The sequence below is a fragment of the Puia dinghuensis genome (genome assembly GCF_014642875.1).
GTDB lineage: Bacteria > Bacteroidota > Bacteroidia > Chitinophagales > Chitinophagaceae > Puia > Puia dinghuensis.
Genome location: NZ_BMJC01000005.1, coordinates 366626 through 386103, shown reverse-complemented (window position 1 = coordinate 386103; position 19478 = coordinate 366626). Strand labels below are relative to the sequence as shown.

Sequence of the window (19478 nt, the reverse complement as noted above, 5' to 3'; positions counted from 1 at the left end):
AAAAAACTTATACGATGAAACAGAAATTTGTCCAGGCGATAGCCATGTTCCTCATCCTCTTCTGCAGTTGCAAGAAGAGCTTCCTGGAGCAGTCCAACCCTGATGCGATAACCGTATCTCAATACTTTGTTTCCGAGACGGATGTGCTGTTAGCCCTCAACGGCTGTTACAACCTGATGCGGAGTAATAGTGCTCTTGGGGAAGAGAGCGATCTCTATACTGACCAGCGGTCGGATGACACCGGCACCAACGACAACCAATCCAATGCGGGGGAGCCGTTTCAGTTCAATAATTTTTCTTTATTGCCTACGAATTCCTATCTCTATGGGCATTGGAAGGCCATGTTTGCCGTGATTGCCCAGTGCAACCAGGTGCTGGCCAATATCAACAAAGTGACTTTTACCGACAGTCTCCGGCCGCAGTATACTGCGGAAGCTCAATTCCTGCGAGCGCTGATCCTGTTCCATCTGGTGAGGAAATGGGGGGATATTCCTATGACTACCGTTCCGCTGACTACGCCGGCCCAGATAACCGACTCCACCTACCGGGTGAAGACTCCACTGGTGTATAATCAAATCATCGCCGACCTCACTGCTGCCGCTCACAGTGGTCTGCCGGTGGTGCAGCCTTCGGCCAACCGCGGGCATGCGTCGTTGCAGGCGGTGAATTTCCTGCTGGGGCAGGTTTATCTGACGAAGTTTGCTACGCTGGATGGAGGCAATAGCGGAGCGGCGCCCAACAGCGATCTTGACAGTGCCAACTATTACCTGACCACCTGCTATAATGAGCGGACCTTTACCAATCTGTCGGGTATTCCTTATACGGATAATTTCAATGTAGCCAAGAAGGCGACATGCCCCGAGCTGATCTGGCAGATCGTCTTCATCCAGGGTGATCCTACCTATTACTCGCATATCGCTGCCGATGCGCAGGCACAGGGAGAGGTTGTCAACGTCTACTTCAAGAGGGTGTCCAGCGGTGTAGGGTATAATGTCACTCACGACCTTGTGAAGGAATACGAGGCGAATGATCCGCGGGCTACCTGGAACATGACCTATGACACCTTCCACACGGTGAAGGACTGGTATGTTTCCAAATTCCGGGATACCAGTGCGGCGGCCGGGCAGAATGGTTATGGCGGTAATGACTTCCCGATGATGCGGTATGCCGATGTCATCCTGATGCTGGCGGAGGTGAATATGTATTATGGCAAAACGGCGCAGGCCATTCAATACCTCGATATTGTGAGGACTCGCGCGGGGCTGCCTACCTATGAGGTTTCCAGCAGTACGGACCCCAACTATATGCAAAAATTTCCTAATCTGAAGCTGGCGATATTGCATGAGCGGCGGAGTGAGCTGGCGTTCGAGCACCATCGATGGTTCGACCTGCTTCGATTCTTCAGCATCAACGACCTCGTAACCTATATCCATTCCAAGAACCAGGCGGATTGGGGGCTGGCGCAGATTGCGAATTTCAGTACAAAGGATGAATACTATCCAATACCCTATAACGAGACGATACTTGACCCGGTAAAAATGTATCAAAATCCCGGTTACTAATATGCTAAAATGGTTTTTGCAAGCCGGATGCATTTGCATCCGGCTTTTTTTGTATCTTCAAATAAGTATTTTAATATTTTATTATTTGACGAATTTAACACGCAGGGAATTTATCAGGCGAACGAGAGTTTTAGCCGGGGGGGCTTATCCGGCGATGATGGCGATGGGGTTGGTGCCGGCTGCACCGGCGCATCCTTTCCGGCTGGAAGGGAGTGGTGATGGGAAGGAAGTGGTGATCCTGGGGGCGGGACTGGCCGGAATGGCGGCAGCCTATGAGTTGGATAAGCTGGGTTATCGATGTACGATATTGGAGGCCCGGGAAAGGACAGGCGGGCGTTGCTGGAGTGTCCGCAAGGGAGCGACGAATGAGGAAACGGGGGGAGGACTGCATACAGCCGGGTTCGATGCAGGGCAGTATTTCAATGCCGGTCCGTCGCGGATACCTCATCACCATGGGCTGACGCTGCATTACTGTAAGGAACTGAGTGTGCCCATTCAGGTGTATAATAATGTCAACGAGAACACCTATTACTACAGTGAGGGCAAGGGGCCTTTGTCTAATAAGAAGGTGAGAGTAAGGGAAGCGCATAGTGATGTGCGTGGGTGGATGGCGGAATTGCTTGCCAAGGCGATGGATGGCGGAAAGATAGATGTAGAGATGAGCAAGGAGGATACGTTGAAGGTGATAGAATACCTGCGAGCGGAAGGCGGGTTGGATATCGACAAATTATATAAAGCGTCTGCCCGCCGGGGATATAGCGAATCGCCGGGGCCGGGCGACCGGGAAGGAAAGATCGGGGAGCCGATGACGTTACTGGCGATGTTGCAGTCGGGTTTGCTGGACCCGGATTTTTATAATGTGGCGGAATATACCTATGAATTGCAGGGAACCCTTTTCCAGGCTGTAGGTGGGATGGACAGGATTGCGGCGGCATTCGAGCAGAAGGTGGGCCGGCTGATCCGCATGGGCTCGGAGGTGCGCCACATTCGTAACCTGGAGAAGGGGGTGCAGGTAGGGTATAAGGATAAGACTGGGGAGAAGACGATGCAGGCCGATCTTTGCATTTGTACGATTCCGCTGCCGGTGCTGAGCAATATCGACCATAACTTTTCATCCGACGCCAGCCGGGCCATCGACTCTATCGTATATATGTCCACCGGGAAGATCGGACTGCAGTTTAAGCGCCGTTTCTGGGAGGAAGATGAAGGTATTTATGGTGGTATCACTCATACCAACAACCAGTTGACACAAATTTTCTATCCCTCCTACGATTATTTGGGCGGTAAGGGAATCTTGATAGGATATTATAACTTTAATGAGAAGGCAGTAGCGACGGGTAATTTGACTTATGAACAGCGCGAACAATTGGCATTGGAGAAGGGCAGCCTGATCCATCCACAGTACCGGCAGGAGTTTGAGCGTTCTTTTTCGGTGAGCTGGCATAAGACGAAATACAATATGGGCGGATGGGCGCTGTATTCGGCGGATGAGCGTCAGACGTTGTACAAGGCGTTGCTGCAACCGGACAAACAGGTGTATTTCGCTGGTGAGCACATGACCTATCTGAATGCGTGGATGGCGGGGGCTTTGGAGTCGGCGCGGAGTGTAGTGGCGGCCCTGCATAGCCGGGTGACGGGGCAGCGATTTTCGTATCCGGTTTTTGGGAGCTAAGTATTCAACCACCAAAAATATACTCTTATGGGCACAATCAGTCGTCGCACCCTTCTTAAGAGGGGCGCTTTATTAGCCGGTGGGCTTTCTTTTGGAGCCGGCATGCTGGACAAAGTACAGGCCAGCCCGGTGATCGTAAAACCGGGGGATTCGCCGATCCTTTACCAAGAAGCCTGGACAGAAAAAACGATTGCCCTGAATGCACCGGCGCCGTTGAAGGCCCGGCTCTTTGCCAATGAAAATCCTTTTGGCCCTTCCGACAAGGCAAAGAAAGCCATTATGGAAGCGTTGCCGACCAGTTACCAATACCCTTTCCGCTCGATGCCCGATCTGACCAAGAAGATCGCTGATTTCGAAGGTATCAAGGAAGAGAACATCCTGATGGCTTCGGGTTCTTCTCCTTTGTTGATGGCGGCGGCCTTGTATTACAGTAAGCCGGGAGGGAATATCATCACCGGCGACCCCTCATACGAAGACCTGCCGACCAAGGCTACGCGGATGGGAGAGAAGTGGGTGAAGGTTCCGCTGACGGCTGACTATAAACTCGACCTGGTGGCGATGGAAAAGGCTATCGATGAGAATACGGGTCTTGTGTATGTCTGTAATCCCAACAATCCGACGGCCACCGTGGTCGATACCGCGCAGCTGAAAGCGTTTGTAGAGCGGGTGTCCAAACGGGTGCCGGTGTTTGTCGACGAAGCCTATATCGATTATTTGCCCGATCCGCAGGGTACGACCCTGATCCCGATGGCCAATTCGATGCCCAATATCATTGTCGCCAGAACCTTCTCCAAGCTGTACGGCTTTGCAGGGCTGCGTCTTGGTTACGTGGTGACACAGCCGGATATCATCAAGAAACTGTCGCTGTATACCGAGGCTTCGATGTCGATTACGGCGACTACCCTGCAGGCAGCAATTGCTACTTACCAGGATCGGGAATATCTCGACGCTGCGTTGAAGAAGACCGTTACCTCCAAGGAATTTCTCTACGAGGTGTTGAAGAAGGAAGGCTATACCTATATTCCCTCGAGTGCGAATTTTGTGCTTTTCCCCATTAAGATGGAAGGCAAACAATTTACCGAGGAGATGATGAAGCGGGGTGTAGGCGTGCGTTTCTGGAAATTCAATAACCAGGAATGGTGCCGGATAAGTATTGGAAGGATGGACGAGATGGAAGCGTTTGCTACCGCATTTAAGGAAATAAGCTAAATTCATCGGATGAAGAAATTCATTGTATCGGGCTGCCTGCTGGTGGCCTGCATTATCGCTGTGCGCGCCCAGGATTCGGCGGCCAGCCGGGCCCTTACGATGGCGGAGTATGAGAAGGCCAAGACCTTTGCCGTCGGCGATCCCGACAAAGACACCTATGTCAAATTTGAAAATGCCTATATCCTCGATCACAATGGTTTTGGCAGGCCCTATTTTATTACGGGAGATGATGGGAAAAGAAAGCGGATCGACTTGTACAGGCTGATCCTCAAGGAAGGGCGGATAGAGCTGGGCACTGTCATCTATTACACTACGGAGAACGGCAAGCGTTATACGGCCTGTCTGCCGGGGTATAAAGCAGATGGGAAAGTATGGGAAAAGTACTTTGAAGACATTCATGCCATTGATAAGGAGGAGCAGTTCTTTGTGCTCAAGCTGTCTTATGTGTTGTCGAAGGAGCTGGGTTACCAGCTATACCGGAGCGCGACGGGCGCCATGGGTAAGGAAGTGAGCCGGGAGGCCGGAACATATGGCAATGACATCTGTTTTCCCGGGGACATGGAGGTTGTGCTGGCGGGCGGCTTGAAGAAACCGCTTTCCGAAGTCAGAGCCGGGGATGAAGTGGTGACGGTGGACCCTGCCACACATCTTGAGAAGATGGTGGTGGTGAAGGAGCTGACGATGCATGAAGCAAAGAACTACGCCATTACGCGGCTGTTGCTGGTTGCTGTCCGGGAGACGGGGGAGCGGGAAGTGGTGTTGTCGTCACGGGTGTTGGAAGCGACGCCCAATCACCCCATGTCGACGGCGGCCGGCGAGAAAAAGGCGGGAGAGGTGAAGGTTGGGGACAAGGTATTGTGTCTCGATGCGGGGCGGTATGATGAATTCGAGGTTTGGGATAAGACGGAGGCGGCTGGGGGGATGCAGCGCGTGTACAATATCGTCGCCAACGAAGGGAGCACGCTGATCATGAACGGCGTGGTGGTGAGGCAGAAGTAACGGGTTTTGCTTATTTTCGCGGGATGCAAAAACCTGTATTGGTTATAAAATTAGGTACGGCGGTTCTTACGAATGAGAAGGGAGAGATCGTCCAGGCGACGATCAAGAAGGTGGCGGCGGGGATTGCCGCCCTTACCGGCAGGTACAGGATGATCCTGGTGTCGAGCGGGGCAGTAGGCAGCGGCCGCGGTTTCTTTTCCGGGTATAAGGGTACGTTGGCTGAAAGGAAGGCTGCGGCGGCGGTTGGTAATCCCATCCTCATCCGAGATTATCAAAAGCATTTTTCCGCATATAACATACCGGTGGCGCAGGCCCTGTGCGAGCGGCATCACTTCTCGAGCCGGCCGCGTTTCCTGCAATTAAAAGAGACCTTTGAGGAATTCTGGAAGAACGGCATTCTGCCGGTGATGAACGAGAACGACCTCGTCAGCAATGTGGAGCTGAAGTTTTCCGACAACGATGAATTAGCTACGCTCACCGCTATCGGGTTCGATGCCGAGGCGTTGCTGCTTTGTACATCCGTAGGTGGATTTATGGATGGAGATGGGAAGATAATCCCCCAGGTGGAAAAGGTAGATGGCCGCATCATGGGATTTGTCCAGAAGGGCAAGAGCAGCCTGGGATTGGGGGGGATGCTGTCCAAGTTAACCTTTACGCGACTGGCTACATCGCTGGGGATCAGGGTGGTGATCTGTGGGCTTGGCGGTGTGGAACCTTTTGCCGAAGCGCTGGCGGGGCGATCGGGTACGAGTTTTACGCCCCGGGTGTCCAATCTCAGGGCCCGGCAGAAATGGCTGGCCAGTGGGTCTATCACGCTTGGGAGCCTTTACCTGGACAAGGGGGCTGTGCGGGCCCTGGAGCAACGGCATAGCCTGCTGAGTGTCGGGATCCGGCGGCTACAGGGGAAGTTTGCAGCCGGGGAGGTAGTACAGCTGAAAGACGAGGAAGAGCAGATTGTGGGAGTAGCCAAAGTCAAGTTGGGGGTGAGTGAGATGACCGCAACCCTGAAGAGTAAGAATACGATTGCCGCGCATGCGGACGACATAGTATTATTTTAATATGGAAACAAAGAGTATACAGCCGCTGATCAGGAAGACCCATCGTGCGGCCGTGGAGTTGAGACGGGCCAGTGACCGGCAGATAAAGTCGGCATTACAATCACTGGCGAAGAGCCTGGAAGATGATAGTGCGGGCCTGATGAGGGCAAATGCCAAGGACCTCTTGCGCCAGGACCCCGACAACCCACGTAATGACCGGCTGCTGCTGAATGAGAAGCGGATAAAAGCGATTGCGCAGAGTATCCGTAAGGTGAGCCGGTTGCCGGACCCTTCGGGGCGGCTGCTGGACAGCAGGACCCTGGCCAATGGATTGAAGGTAGAGAAGCGGGCAGTGCCGCTGGGGGTAGTGGGGGCGATCTATGAGTCGCGACCCAATGTTACTTTCGATATTGCAGCCCTTTGCCTGCGGAGCCGTAATGCCTGTCTGCTCAAGGGCAGCCAGGAAGCGGCTGATACCAACAGGGAGGCGCTGGTTCTAATCAAAAAAGCATTGAAAGCCTCCGGGATCAATCCGGATTGTGTGACGTTGCTGCCGCCCGAACGGGAAGTGGTGCAGGAGTTGTTCACTGCTACGCGTTGGGTGGATGTAATTATCCCACGCGGTTCGGAGGGGTTGATCCGCTATGTGCGAGCCAACAGCCTTGTCCCCGTGATCGAGACGGGGGCGGGGGTTTGTCATGTCTATGTCGAGAAAGAAGCCGACCTGGACAAGGCGGTGGACATCGTCGTCAACGCGAAGGTGTCGAGACCTTCCGTATGCAATTCGATGGATACGCTGTTGGTCGACAAAGCGATTGCGCCGAAGCTGTTGAAGCTTTTGCGGGAGCCTTTCGGCCGGTTTGGGGTAGAGGTATTTGCGGATAAAGAGGCGGCAGGGCTGCTGGCCGGGTATCCGCACCTGCAGCGGGCGAAAGCGGAGGATTATGCAAGGGAGTGGCTTGACCTGAAATGCGCTGTGAAGGTCGTGAAGGACATAGATGAGGCGTTGGAGCATATCGATACGTATTCAACGAAGCACTCGGAGGCGATCGTTTCGCGGAATAAGCAACATTGTGAGCGGTTTCTGGCAGAAGTGGATGCGGCGGCGGTGTATGCGAATGCATCCACGCGGTTTACCGATGGGGAGGAACTCGGGCTTGGGGCGGAGATCGGCATTTCGACACAGAAGCTGCATGCGCGCGGGCCGTTTGCATTGGAGAAGCTGGTGACGGAGAAATGGATCATCCGGGGGACGGGGCAGATAAGGGGGTGAGCCGCCAGCAGAAAAAAATTATTAATTGTCAAAAAAACGATTAATTTAGGGTTCCTAAAACGATCATGCATATGAAACATGCCAGGAACCTTTTCTCCCTTTTGTTTCTTTTCTTTTCCGTCGGGCTTTTCGCGCAGAATGGCGCAGGAGTGACGATACGCGATACTTCGGGGCCGGTGATCAGCCGTAATATTTATGGGCATTTTTCCGAAGATCTCGGGCGATGTATTTATGATGGATTCTGGACGGGTGATCATATCCGGATGGATGTGGTGGAGGCGTTGAAGAAAATTCGGGTTCCGGTGTTGCGCTGGCCGGGAGGTTGTTTCGCGGATATGTACCACTGGCGGGATGCCATCGGTCCGCGCGATCAGCGCAAGCACACGGTGAACACCACGTGGGGCATGGTCTCGGAAGACAACAGTTTTGGCACGCATGAATTTCTTCAGCTCTGCGATCTGCTGGGCTGTCAACCCTATATCGCCGGGAATGTAGGCTCCGGTACGCCTGCAGAAATGGCCGACTGGCTGGAATACCTCAATTATGGCGGAAAGAGTACGCTGGCCGACCTGCGCCGGCAGAACGGGCGGGATCAGCCCTGGGATGTCTCTTTCTGGGGTGTGGGAAATGAGAGCTGGGGTTGCGGCGGCGGTATGACGCCCGAGTATTATGCGGGTGAATACAACCGGTATTCCGAGTTCTGCAGAAACTATCCCGGCAGCCAGCTGAAGCTCATCGCCAGCGGGGCCAACAGCGACGATTATAACTGGACGGAGACCGTGATGAAGAATATCAACCGTGGGCACACCTGGGGCATCTCGATGCATTATTATACCCTGGCGGGCAGCTGGGAGCATAAGGGTTCGGCAACGCAGTTCAATGAGGACCTGTATTTCCGGGCCATGGCCGCTTGTCTGCGGATGGAGACGATCGTGAGCCGGCATTCCGCCATCATGGACAAGTACGATCCCCGCAAACGGATGGCGCTTGTCGTCGATGAGTGGGGCATCTGGACGGATGCGGAGCCGGGCACCAATCCCGCCTTCCTCTATCAGCAGAACAGTTTGCGGGACGCACTCATCGCGGGCACGACGCTCAATATTTTCAACAACCATGCGGACAGGGTGAAGATGGCCAACCTGGCACAGACGGTGAATGTCCTGCAGTCGCTGGTGCTGACCGAGAAGGATAAGATGGTGTTGACTCCTACTTACTATGTTTTCGACCTCTACAAAATACACCAGGATGCACGGTCGTTACCGATACATTTGTGGAGTCCCGACTATGTGCATGGCGGGGAGAAGATCCCGGCTGTGAATGCCTCTGCTTCCAAGGACAGCAGCGGGACGGTGCATGTCTCTTTCGTCAACCTGGACCCGGCGAAAAAGATCAATGTCCGGGTCAATCTGCCGGGTATTGCCTTCAAGACGGTGGAAGGGCAGGTACTTACTTCCGCCAAATTTACCGATGTCAATACATTTGATGACCCCAACCGGGTGAAGCCGGCGGTATTCAACGGGGCGAAGAAAGAAGGGGCAGACCTTGTAGTAGAATTGCCGGCCATGTCGGTAGTAGTCCTGGAATTGAAATAAGATGCTATGCGAAAGTGGAGCTGGTTGTTTTTATTATTGTTTGCGACCCGCGTGCAGGCACAGGTGGCGATGACCCCGCCGATGGGTTGGAACAGCTATAATTGTTTTGGCTCGGCGGTGCATGAAGACGAAGTGAGGGCCAATGCGGAGTATATGGCGCAAAACCTGAGCCGGTTCGGCTGGCAATATATTGTGGTCGACTTCCTCTGGGCGTATGATAACCCGCCGGGAAGCCATATCGGTAATCCCTTTCAACTGAGGTTACAGGATGGAAGTTATGTGCCCTGGCTGGCCATGGATGAATGGGGGCGGTTGCAGCCGCATGTCGACAAATTTCCCTCTGCATTTGGCGGCAAGGGTTTTAAGCCGTTGGCGGATTATGTGCATTCGCTGGGATTGAAATTCGGTATCCATGTTATGCGGGGTATTCCGCGCCAGGCTGTATGGGCGCATAGCCCGGTGATGGGAGCAGGTGGTATTACGGCCGATGCGATTGCGGATACCAATTCGAAATGTCCCTGGATGAATCACATGTATGGGTTGGACATGCGGAAGCCGGGGGCACAGGAATATCTGAATTCTTTGCTGGCCCTTTATGCCGGGTGGGATGTCGATTTTATCAAGGTGGATGATATTTCCAGGCCGTACAGCGCAGCTGAGATTGAAGGATACCGGAAGGCGATCGCTGCCTGCGGGAGACCTATTGCCCTTAGCCTTTCGCCGGGTGAGACTCCGCTGGCTGACTCGGTGCATGTGAAGACATTTGGGAATATGTGGCGGATGGCGGATGATTTTTGGGACAGCTGGCCGGAGATGTTGAAGATGTTCGATTATGCCAGGAAGTGGCAGGGGGTTGGTGGACCGGGTCATTGGCCGGATTGCGATATGTTGCAGATAGGGAAGGTCTCGAAGCGTGGACCGGTAGGGCCAGAGCGATATAGCCGGTTTACGGAGGATGAACTGATGACACATTTTACGTTCTGGTGTATCTACCGGTCGCCGTTGATCATCGGGGGCAATCTGCCGGAGAATAGGGACGTGGAGAAACGATTGTTCAGCAATGGAGAAGTTGTCGAGGTGAACCAGCATGGGTCGAATCCGCGGCAGGTGGAGAAAGCGGATGGGAAGATGGTGTGGGTATCCGATGGGGATGCCGGGACAAAGTATGTTGGATTGTTCAATATCAGTGATACCGCGAAGGAAGTAGGAGTGGATATGACTATGTTAGGCTTCCGGCATGCGGTGATGGTGCATGATTGCTGGCAGCAGCAGGATGTGGGAGTATTTCGGAAGCGGTATCAGCGGATGTTGCCTGCACATGGATGTGCACTTTTAAAAATTATTTCTCGTTAGTAAGATTTCCCTACCTTTAGGGCGTACTTTAGGGGTGCTCGTTTACTCGGGCTGAGATGATACCCTCAAAACCTGATCCGGATAATACCGGCGAAGGGAAAAGACGGACTTCCTCTTTTTGCGTTTCGCAGCACCTCTATTTTATGCCTTTTCTATGCCAGAGGTGTTTATTAATCAGCAGTCCTTCGAGTTACCTGATGGCGGCCGAGTCGCCGATGTGCTCCCGCTTTTGCAGATCGTGCAAGCGGACGGAATAGCTATTGCCGTCAATGAGATGGTGGTGCCCCGTCCGGAGTGGGTGAACTATCGGTTGCAGGCCGGGGATAGGGTTTTTGTCATCAGGGCGACGCAGGGGGGCTGACAAATTTTATCGATATGAATCAAACAATCATCAGCCGGGAGCCCTTTCCCGCATCGCGGAAAATTTATGTCCCCGGGAAGCTGCATCCTATGCAGGTGGCCATGCGAGAGATACAGACAGGTGATGGACCTGTAACGGTGTATGATACCAGTGGCGCGTATACAGACCCTGACATCGACATCGATGTGAACAAGGGGTTGCCGAAGGTGCGGGAAGCGTGGGTGAATGAAAGAAGGGGTGGAGGGAATGTGACACAGATGCATTACGCGCGGAAGGGGATCATTACCCCGGAGATGGAGTACATTGCTGTTCGTGAGGGAGGCGGTATCACGCCGGAGTTTGTTCGGGACGAGGTTGCGAGGGGGCGGGCGGTGATCCCTGCCAATATCAACCATCCGGAGACCGAGCCGATGATCATCGGGCGGAATTTTTTGGTGAAGATAAATGCCAATATCGGTAATTCGGTTGTCCGTTCGAGCATCGAGGAAGAAGTAGAAAAGGCGGTGTGGGCCTGTCGTTGGGGGGCGGATACGATTATGGACCTTTCCACCGGGCGGGAAATCCATGAGACCCGGGAATGGATACTGCGTAATTCGCCGGTGCCGGTGGGTACGGTGCCGATCTACCAGGCGTTGGAAAAGGTAGGCGGCAAGGCCGAGGAACTTACCTGGCCAATCTATCGCGACACGCTGATCGAGCAGGCCGAGCAGGGGGTGGATTACTTTACGATACATGCGGGTGTCCTGTTGCGTTATATCCCGCTGACGGCCAGGCGGGTGACGGGTATTGTATCGCGTGGGGGCTCTATCATGGCCAAATGGTGTCTGGCCCATCATAAGGAAAGCTTTCTCTATACGCATTTTGGCGAGATCTGCGAGATCATGAAGGCCTATGATGTTTCTTTCTCGCTGGGAGATGGATTGCGGCCCGGCTCTATCGCCGACGCCAATGACGCGGCGCAGTTTGCCGAACTGGAAACGCTGGGAGAATTGACGAAGAAGGCCTGGGAGCAGGACTGCCAGGTGATCATCGAGGGACCCGGGCATATCCCCATGCATCTTATCAAGGAGAATATGGACAAGCAGCTGGAAATTTGCCAGGAAGCGCCTTTTTATACGTTAGGGCCGTTGACGACGGATATTGCGCCGGGGTATGATCATATCACGTCGGCGATCGGGGCAGCGATGATCGGCTGGTATGGGACGGCGATGCTTTGCTATGTGACGCCAAAGGAGCATCTGGGGTTGCCCAATAAGAAGGATGTAAAGGATGGCGTCATTGCCTATAAGATAGCGGCGCATGCTGCCGATCTGGCGAAAGGGCATCCCGGTGCGCGGTTGAGGGATGATGCGCTTAGTAAGGCCCGGTTTGAGTTTCGCTGGCAGGATCAGTTCAATCTTTCACTGGATCCGGATACGGCGCGGAGCTTTCATGACGAGACGTTGCCGGCGGAAGGCGCGAAGATTGCACATTTTTGTTCGATGTGCGGGCCACATTTCTGTAGTATGCAAATCACCCAGGAAGTGAGAGCGTATGCTGAGCAGTAACTTTTTTATAGCGGTGCTGACCTTGCCGGGAAGTTTTGAAGGAGAGGCCGACCGGTTAGAGGAATTACTCGAAGCGGGGGTGGAGCGATTGCATCTGCGCAAGCCAGAGATGAGCAAGGTGGAATTAACGCGGTTGGTGGAGCGGCTGGCGCCGCGGTGGGCTTCCCGGCTTGTGTTGCATTATGAGCCGGATCTAGCGGTACGTTTTGGTGTCCCTCAAATTCATGGACCGGTGGGTATCGGTGAGGGGATGGGGCTCCGGGCGTCCATGTCGGTGCATAGTTGGGAAGCGTTTTGCGTGTTGCCGGATGGACTGGAGTATGCCTTTATCAGCCCCTTGTTCGATAGTATTTCCAAAAAAGGTTATCGGGCGAATCCGGCCTTGTTGTCGATTCCGGCGGTCGCGCTACCCTGCAAGCCTGTCGGGCTTGGCGGGATTGGGGCGAAGACCATCGGAGAGCTGGTGCGGCGGGGATGGCAGGGTGCGGCGGTGTTGGGTTGGATATGGGAGGAGCCGGGGAAGGCGGTGCAGCGTTACGAACAATTAAAAACAGCGATAGATGGAGCGGCCAAGAGTCTTGGTGGTGGCGGGTTATGACCCCAGTGGCGGGGCGGGTGTGCTGGCGGATGTCAAGACGCTGGAAGCGCATGCCGTCTATGGTTATGCGGTATGTACTGCGATGACCTTCCAGAACGAACGGGTGATCCGGCGGGTGGATTGGCTGCCGGAGACAAGCGTGTTTGAACAAATAGATGTTTGTTTTGACGCAGCCGGTTTTGACTGGGTGAAGATGGGGATCACCGATTCCACAGAGGCGGCGGGGAGCATCATCCGGCATTTGAAGCAGCATAATCCCTCGGTGCGGGTAGTTTGGGACCCGGTGATCAGGGCCAGTAGTGGAACTGATTTCTGGAGGAAGACTGCGGGTTGGGAGGAGGTGGCGGCGCAATGTTACCTGATGACGCCCAATTGGGAGGAGATGGGGTGGTTGTATGCCGATGGCGATGTGCTTGAGCGATGCCGGATGTTAACGACGCAATCGGGTTGCCGGGTGTTTTTGAAGGGCGGGCATCACCCTGAGCATCCGGGCAGGGATTATTTGTTCGCCGGCGGGGCGGTGCAGGTGTTGGAGCCGGTGGGTGGCCTGGCGGTTCATCCCAAACATGGTTCGGGGTGTGTGCTGGCATCTGCTTTGACCGCGAACCTGGCGTTGGAGAGGCCATTGTCCGAGGCGGCAGCGAAGGCCAAGGAATATGTCGAACGATTTCTAAGCAGTAATAAAAGTTTGTTAGGATGGCACCAATGATCGCCCGATTACATTTTTTGACGATGGATGATGTGCCGGTGGGTCATGTCCGGCAGGTGGAAGAGGCTTGTCAGGCGGGTATCCGGTGGATACAGCTGCGGATGAAGCTGGCTTCGGATGAGGAAGTATTGGCGGCGGCGCGGGCGGCGAAGAAGATATGTTCCGACTGGGATTCCGTCCTGATCATCAACGACCGGGTGGCCGTCGCAGCGGAGGTGGGGGCGCATGGCGTGCATCTTGGAAAGCAGGATATGGCGGTTAGCGAGGCCCGGCGGATACTGGGTGGAGGTGCCATCATCGGCGGGACGGCCAATACGGTAGAAGACATCCGGGAGCACTTGCGGCAGGGGGCGGACTATATCGGTCTTGGTCCTTACCGTTATACGACCACCAAGAAGAATCTTAGCCCGACGCTTGGGTTGGAGGGTTACCAGCGGACGATGAACCAGATGAGGAAGGAGGCGATGCATCTGCCGGTGGTGGCCATCGGCGGCATCGGGATGAAGGATGCTGTTCCGCTGTTGAAGGCGGGTTTGCATGGCATTGCTTTTTCGGGGATGCTGGTGCATGCGGGCGACCGGCGGCAGGTTGTCAGGACATTGGAGGAAGAAATTAAACTATACGATGATGTTGACCATAGCAGATAAAACATTTCATTCCCGGTTGTTTACGGGTACCGGGAAATTCGGAGCGCTTGCTATTATGGAGGAAGCGTTGCTGGCCAGCGGGAGTGAATTGGTGACGGTGGCGTTGCGGCGGGTAGATGCACGAGCACATAAGAATGGGAGTGAGGAAGACCAGCTGTTAAAATACCTGCGGCATCCGCGCCTGCATTTGTTGCCCAACACTTCGGGGGTGCGTAATTCCCGGGAGGCGGTGTTCGCGGCTGAGCTGGCGCGTGAAGCCCTTGGCACCAATTGGCTCAAGCTGGAGATACATCCTGATCCACGCTGGTTGATGCCTGATGGGGTGGAAACCCTCATCGCGGCGGAAGAGTTGGTCAAGCGAGGGTTTGTGGTGCTGCCGTATATCCATGCCGATCCGGTGCTTTGCAAGCGGCTGGAAGAAGTAGGGGTAGCGGCGGTGATGCCGCTTGGTTCGCCTATCGGCAGCAATAAGGGATTAAAGACGGCTGATTTTCTGGAGATCATTATTGCCCAGAGCCGGGTGCCGGTGGTGGTAGATGCGGGTATCGGGGCGCCTTCCGATGCGGCCAGGGCGATGGAGATGGGTGCAGACGCCGTGCTGGTGAATACGGCTATTGCGGTGAGTGCCGACCCGGTGAAGATGGCAGCAGCTTTTCGTCTTGCGGTAGAGAGCGGGCGGATGGCTTTCGAGGCCCGGCTGGCTCCAGTTGCTACGGAAGCCGTGGCGAGCAGCCCGCTGACGGCATTTTTGGATTAATCAACTGCGTATGTTTTCGGAAGTATTTGATAAGTATGAATGGGGCCGTGTAAAGCAGGACATCTACAGCAAGACGGCCCGGGATGTAGAGCGGGCGTTGGGTAAGCCGGCGCGTGACCTGGAGGACCTTAAAGCGTTGCTTTCGCCTGTCGCGGCCCCCTACCTGGAAGAGATGGCACGGCTGAGCCAGCAGGTGACGCAAAAACGTTTTGGGAAGGTGATACAGCTATATATCCCGCTGTATCTCTCCAACGAGTGTCAGAATATTTGCACTTATTGCGGGTTCAGCTATGAGAACAGGATTGCCCGACGTACACTTAGCGCGGGGGAATTGCTTACCGAGGTGTCGGCTATTAAGGAGATGGGATATGAGCATGTGTTATTGGTCAGCGGCGAAGCCAACCAGACTGTTGGGGTGGATTATTTTGTAAGGGCCCTGGATGTCGTGCGACCCCATTTCGCGCATTTGTCCATGGAAGTACAGCCCCTGGACCAGGCGGAGTATTCCCTGTTGATGGAACACGGGCTGCATACCGTACTGGTCTACCAGGAGACCTATCACCGGGAGGACTATAGGCTGCATCATCCCAGGGGCAGGAAATCCAACTTTGGCTACCGCCTGGAGACGCCTGACCGGCTGGGGAAGGCCGGGATCTACAAGATGGGGCTTGGCGTGTTGATCGGGTTGGAGGACTGGCGGACTGACAGCTGGTTTACGGGGTTGCATTTGCGGTACCTGGAGAACAGGTATTGGCGGACGAGGTATTCGATCTCGTTTCCGCGGTTACGGCCGCATGCGGGGGAGGAGGATGTGCGGTTGAGGCCCTCTTCCGGGGGAATTACGCCAAAGGTGGAGATGTCCGACCGGGAGCTGGTGCAACTCATCTGTGCCTACCGCTTGCTTGACGAGGAGGTGGAGCTTTCCCTGTCTACGCGGGAAAGCCCGGTATTCCGGGACCATGTGGTGCGGCTGGGGATTACGTCGATGAGTGCCGGGTCACGTACGAACCCGGGTGGTTATGCGGTGGATCGGGCGTCGTTGGAGCAATTTGAGATCCATGATCACCGGAGCCCGGCCGAGATTGCTGCGATGATCCGGCGGCAGGGGTATGATGCGGTGTGGAAGGATTGGGACACGGTGTTGCAAATGAAATAAGGATAGGCTAATTTACAAGCCGATATGGCGCAGGTGAAAACCATACCTTCCCTGGAGGGCTTCCGGGAGATATCCACGGCACAACGGGATGAATTCCGCAATAATGGGCATGTGCGGGTTCGGGGTGTCCTTTCCACAGTAGAGGTTGCCGTCTACCGCCAACAGGTGGTGGAGGCGGTGAAGAGGCAGAGCCGGGAGAAGCGGAGGTTGCCGGAGAAGGGCATCTATGGGCGGGCATTTGGCCAGATGGTGAACCTGTGGCGACATGATGAAGGGGTGCGGCAGCTGGTTCTTTCGAAACGACTGGGCAAGGTGGCAGCAGATTTGCTTGGTGTGGCTAATGTGAGAATCTATCATGACCATGCATTGTTCAAGGAGGCAGGGGGCGGCGCTACGTACTGGCACCAGGACCAATATTATTGGCCTCTGGATACGGCTGATACCGTGACGATGGCGATGGCGCTGACGGACCAGAGTATCGAAATGGGGATGTTTGTTTTTGCTACGGGTTCGCATAAGTATGGCACGATTATGGACCCCAAGCTATCGTCCGAACCGGACTCTACCTATCGGAAATATATCCGCGAACAGCATTTTCCCCTTAGCCGGGCGGCGGGGATGAGGGCCGGCGATGCCACGTGGCATTATGGGAATACGGTGCACCATACTTCGGCGAATCTGTCCGACCGGCGGCGGGAGATGATGACGATTACGTATATGGCGGATGGCGCCAGGGTTGCGCAGCCGGTGCATCCTGCGCAGGTGAACGAGCTGAATATGTGGTTGAGCGGGCTGCCGCCCGGAAGGCTGGCGATGTCGGATTTGAACCCACTCATATTGTAGAAAAAAATACTCTAAACAGGGTATTCCTCAATTCGGGAAAAAGTCCCAATTTAGCGTTCGAAACCAAAAATATTCACCAAATAATTTGAAAAGTAAAAAAGTAATGTGTACCTTCACCTCACTATTAACGCCTGCCATATTCTAATAATCCTCTGAATATTGGGCTAATTATAACTCTTTCATGTATAGCTTTTGATCAACCCACCATCCTTGAAATTCCCGTGATCTTAAAGTAGGTCTGGAATTAGTAAGAAAGCCATAATCCACATTGCTATTTTGTAAAGCCAGCTTCTAACTTATCAGAAGCATTTTTCTTGAAGCCAATACCTCGTGTTAGCCGGAGTATTTCCATTGCCATCCTTGAAAGATCAAGTAACTACTTGAACCCTCAAAATGCACAGTGGACATGAAAAAACAAATTTTGGCTATCGATGATAGCAAAGCTATCAGATTCTTGCTGCAGACCGTATTAGGAAGAGACTACCAGGTGGTGACAGTACCTGATGGATATTCAGCGATGTATTACTTATCTCATCGGGAACAACCCGATCTGATCATAGCAGACCCCCAGTTGCCGGATATGGAGAATTGGGAACTGATTCAGCAGCTGGCAAGCAGCGGAATGTACGGAGACATACCTGTTGTGGTATTATCCGGTGCAGATGTGAAGGAAACAGATGCCAGGTGTGTCGAATATGGGGTCTTGAAATATTTCATGAAACCGTTTAACCCGGTTGAGTTGGTGGTAGCCATACAAGACCTGGTGAACAGCGGACAGTTCGATAAAGATCGCGTATTAGCGAGTTAGATTCACAATGTCCGGGAAGTTTCGCTTCCTGGGCTCGGTTGTTCTCAACCGGTAAATCTAATCCCATTAAAAGCGTACAGCAAACATAACCCTGAATCGTAAAAAGAAGCGGATTTTATTCTTGCCATGAGAAAGTCAGCTTCGTATTTCTGAGCCACCGTATATATGATTACATAAACCTGTTGTATGGATTTATTATTAACACCCCAAACTGTACAAAAGGCCAAAAAAATTTCCTCACGGGTAATTTTTAGGTCCTATCACCTGCCTCAGACAGGCAACTTCCAATTCAGCGGCTTCTGCTATATTGGAAGAAACAGCGCCAACATTATGAAGTTGGTAGAGCTTTACAAAGAAGGATCCGTATTGGAAGGATTGGAGAAAACAAAGGCCGAGCTCCTGAAAACTGTGGAGCAGGGTAGGAACAAGTTACCCGAGGTCATCCTCTGTGAAGCACGTTTTGATTTTGCCACTATCAGCCATTTCAATCAATTTCTGCGTCAGCATGCTGTGCTCCGTTCGATCCCTTTTATCCTGGATATCTCCGGGTTAGGGGAGAGGGATGTGCTGCTTTACCGCAAGCATGTCAGGCCAGATGAGATGCTGTTCGTGGAAGATTGTGAAAAGATGGATCTGGTATCGAAGATCCGCTTCCTTCGCAAGATGAAGGCGCAAACCAATGTGGAGACTGTCGCGCCGAAGATCGAGGAGAAGTCGCTGCGGAGTCTGCGTTTTGGCCTGATGACCAAGCGTGCCTTCGACATCCTGGTTGCTTCCGTCGCCCTTTTGCTGTTGAGTCCCCTTTTTCTGTTGATCGCCCTTGCCATCCGGCTGGAATCGCGCGGCCCTATCTTTTATATCGCAAAGCGTGCCGGCCGTGGTTATAAGATATTCAACTTCTACAAGTTTCGTACGATGGTTCATGGGGCCGACAAGAAGATCACCGATCTGGCCCATCTGAACCAGTATAATGCCGAAGTAAAAGGCCCGGTCTTCTTTAAGATCAACAATGACCCGCGGATCACGAAAGTGGGTAGTTTCCTGCGGAATAGCAGCCTGGATGAATTGCCGCAGCTGGTGAATGTGTTGTTGGGGGATATGTCTCTTGTCGGTAACCGGCCCCTGCCGTTGTATGAGGCCGAAACGTTGACTACGGACCATTATGCCGCGCGTTTCATGGCGCCGGCGGGGATCACCGGACTCTGGCAGGTGAAGAAGAGAGGGACAAAGGATATGTCGGTAGAAGAGCGGATTTCCCTGGATATCGACTATGCCACCAACTGTAATTTTGCCACCGATTTCTGGATAATCGCTAATACTCCCGGCGCCCTCCTGCAGAAAGAAAATGTCTAAGG

At 53.7% G+C, this 19478-nt stretch carries 18 protein-coding genes and 1 riboswitch; all 18 genes read left to right on the top strand.

The annotated features are described in order from the left end of the window. Positions 1 to 14: 14 nt before the first annotated feature. On the top strand, positions 15 to 1562 hold the full coding sequence (locus IEY39_RS23250) for a RagB/SusD family nutrient uptake outer membrane protein (protein WP_188936227.1): 1548 nt from the start codon (positions 15 to 17) through the stop codon (positions 1560 to 1562). Positions 1563 to 1647: 85 nt separating this feature from the next. Beyond that, a complete protein-coding gene (locus IEY39_RS23245) occupies positions 1648 to 3234 on the top strand; it encodes a flavin monoamine oxidase family protein (RefSeq protein ID WP_229689051.1) in 1587 nt (528 codons plus the stop codon). A 27-nt stretch (positions 3235 to 3261) separates the two neighbouring features. Further along, complete coding sequence (locus IEY39_RS23240; protein ID WP_188936223.1) at positions 3262 to 4443, top strand: pyridoxal phosphate-dependent aminotransferase; 1182 nt, start codon at positions 3262 to 3264, stop codon at positions 4441 to 4443. Between the two features lie 9 nt (positions 4444 to 4452). Then, positions 4453 to 5442, top strand: a complete 990-nt coding sequence (locus IEY39_RS23235; RefSeq protein ID WP_188936221.1) for a Hint domain-containing protein — start codon at positions 4453 to 4455, stop codon at positions 5440 to 5442. 23 nt (positions 5443 to 5465) lie between these two features. Then, a complete protein-coding gene (gene proB / locus IEY39_RS23230; protein WP_188936219.1) occupies positions 5466 to 6500 on the top strand; it encodes a glutamate 5-kinase in 1035 nt (344 codons plus the stop codon). A gap of 1 nt (position 6501) precedes the next feature. Further along, positions 6502 to 7752, top strand: coding sequence for a glutamate-5-semialdehyde dehydrogenase (locus IEY39_RS23225; RefSeq protein WP_188936218.1), 1251 nt, complete (start codon positions 6502 to 6504; stop codon positions 7750 to 7752). Positions 7753 to 7823: 71 nt separating this feature from the next. After that, complete coding sequence (locus IEY39_RS23220; protein WP_188936216.1) at positions 7824 to 9344, top strand: alpha-N-arabinofuranosidase; 1521 nt, start codon at positions 7824 to 7826, stop codon at positions 9342 to 9344. A 6-nt stretch (positions 9345 to 9350) separates the two neighbouring features. Next, on the top strand, positions 9351 to 10697 hold the full coding sequence (locus tag IEY39_RS23215; protein ID WP_188936214.1) for a glycoside hydrolase family 27 protein: 1347 nt from the start codon (positions 9351 to 9353) through the stop codon (positions 10695 to 10697). 20 nt (positions 10698 to 10717) lie between these two features. Beyond that, positions 10718 to 10813: riboswitch (TPP riboswitch) on the top strand. Positions 10814 to 10851: 38 nt separating this feature from the next. Further along, on the top strand, positions 10852 to 11058 hold the full coding sequence (thiS, locus tag IEY39_RS30280; RefSeq protein WP_188936211.1) for a sulfur carrier protein ThiS: 207 nt from the start codon (positions 10852 to 10854) through the stop codon (positions 11056 to 11058). Between the two features lie 14 nt (positions 11059 to 11072). After that, complete coding sequence (gene thiC / locus IEY39_RS23205; RefSeq protein WP_188936210.1) at positions 11073 to 12605, top strand: phosphomethylpyrimidine synthase ThiC; 1533 nt, start codon at positions 11073 to 11075, stop codon at positions 12603 to 12605. Further along, positions 12592 to 13203 (top strand): thiamine phosphate synthase, encoded by a 612-nt coding sequence (locus IEY39_RS23200; RefSeq protein WP_188936208.1) that lies wholly within the window; start codon positions 12592 to 12594, stop codon positions 13201 to 13203. The genes thiC and IEY39_RS23200 overlap by 14 nt, the downstream gene beginning before the upstream one ends. Next, positions 13166 to 13912 carry a hydroxymethylpyrimidine/phosphomethylpyrimidine kinase gene (locus IEY39_RS23195; protein WP_188936206.1) on the top strand — a complete coding sequence of 249 codons (747 nt, stop codon included), beginning with the start codon at positions 13166 to 13168 and terminating at the stop codon, positions 13910 to 13912. Before IEY39_RS23200 ends, IEY39_RS23195 begins: the two co-directional genes overlap by 38 nt. Continuing rightward, positions 13900 to 14559 carry a thiamine phosphate synthase gene (locus tag IEY39_RS23190; RefSeq protein WP_229689049.1) on the top strand — a complete coding sequence of 220 codons (660 nt, stop codon included), beginning with the start codon at positions 13900 to 13902 and terminating at the stop codon, positions 14557 to 14559. The genes IEY39_RS23195 and IEY39_RS23190 overlap by 13 nt, the downstream gene beginning before the upstream one ends. Beyond that, positions 14540 to 15316, top strand: a complete 777-nt coding sequence (locus IEY39_RS23185) for a thiazole synthase (RefSeq protein WP_188936894.1) — start codon at positions 14540 to 14542, stop codon at positions 15314 to 15316. The genes IEY39_RS23190 and IEY39_RS23185 overlap by 20 nt, the downstream gene beginning before the upstream one ends. Positions 15317 to 15326: 10 nt before the next feature. Continuing rightward, complete coding sequence (gene thiH, locus IEY39_RS23180; protein WP_188936204.1) at positions 15327 to 16472, top strand: 2-iminoacetate synthase ThiH; 1146 nt, start codon at positions 15327 to 15329, stop codon at positions 16470 to 16472. Between the two features lie 24 nt (positions 16473 to 16496). Beyond that, a complete protein-coding gene (locus IEY39_RS23175; RefSeq protein ID WP_188936202.1) occupies positions 16497 to 17315 on the top strand; it encodes a phytanoyl-CoA dioxygenase family protein in 819 nt (272 codons plus the stop codon). Between the two features lie 406 nt (positions 17316 to 17721). Further along, positions 17722 to 18123, top strand: coding sequence for a response regulator (locus IEY39_RS23170; protein WP_188936200.1), 402 nt, complete (start codon positions 17722 to 17724; stop codon positions 18121 to 18123). 330 nt (positions 18124 to 18453) lie between these two features. Beyond that, positions 18454 to 19476, top strand: coding sequence for a sugar transferase (locus tag IEY39_RS23165; protein WP_188936198.1), 1023 nt, complete (start codon positions 18454 to 18456; stop codon positions 19474 to 19476). Positions 19477 to 19478 lie beyond the last annotated feature (2 nt).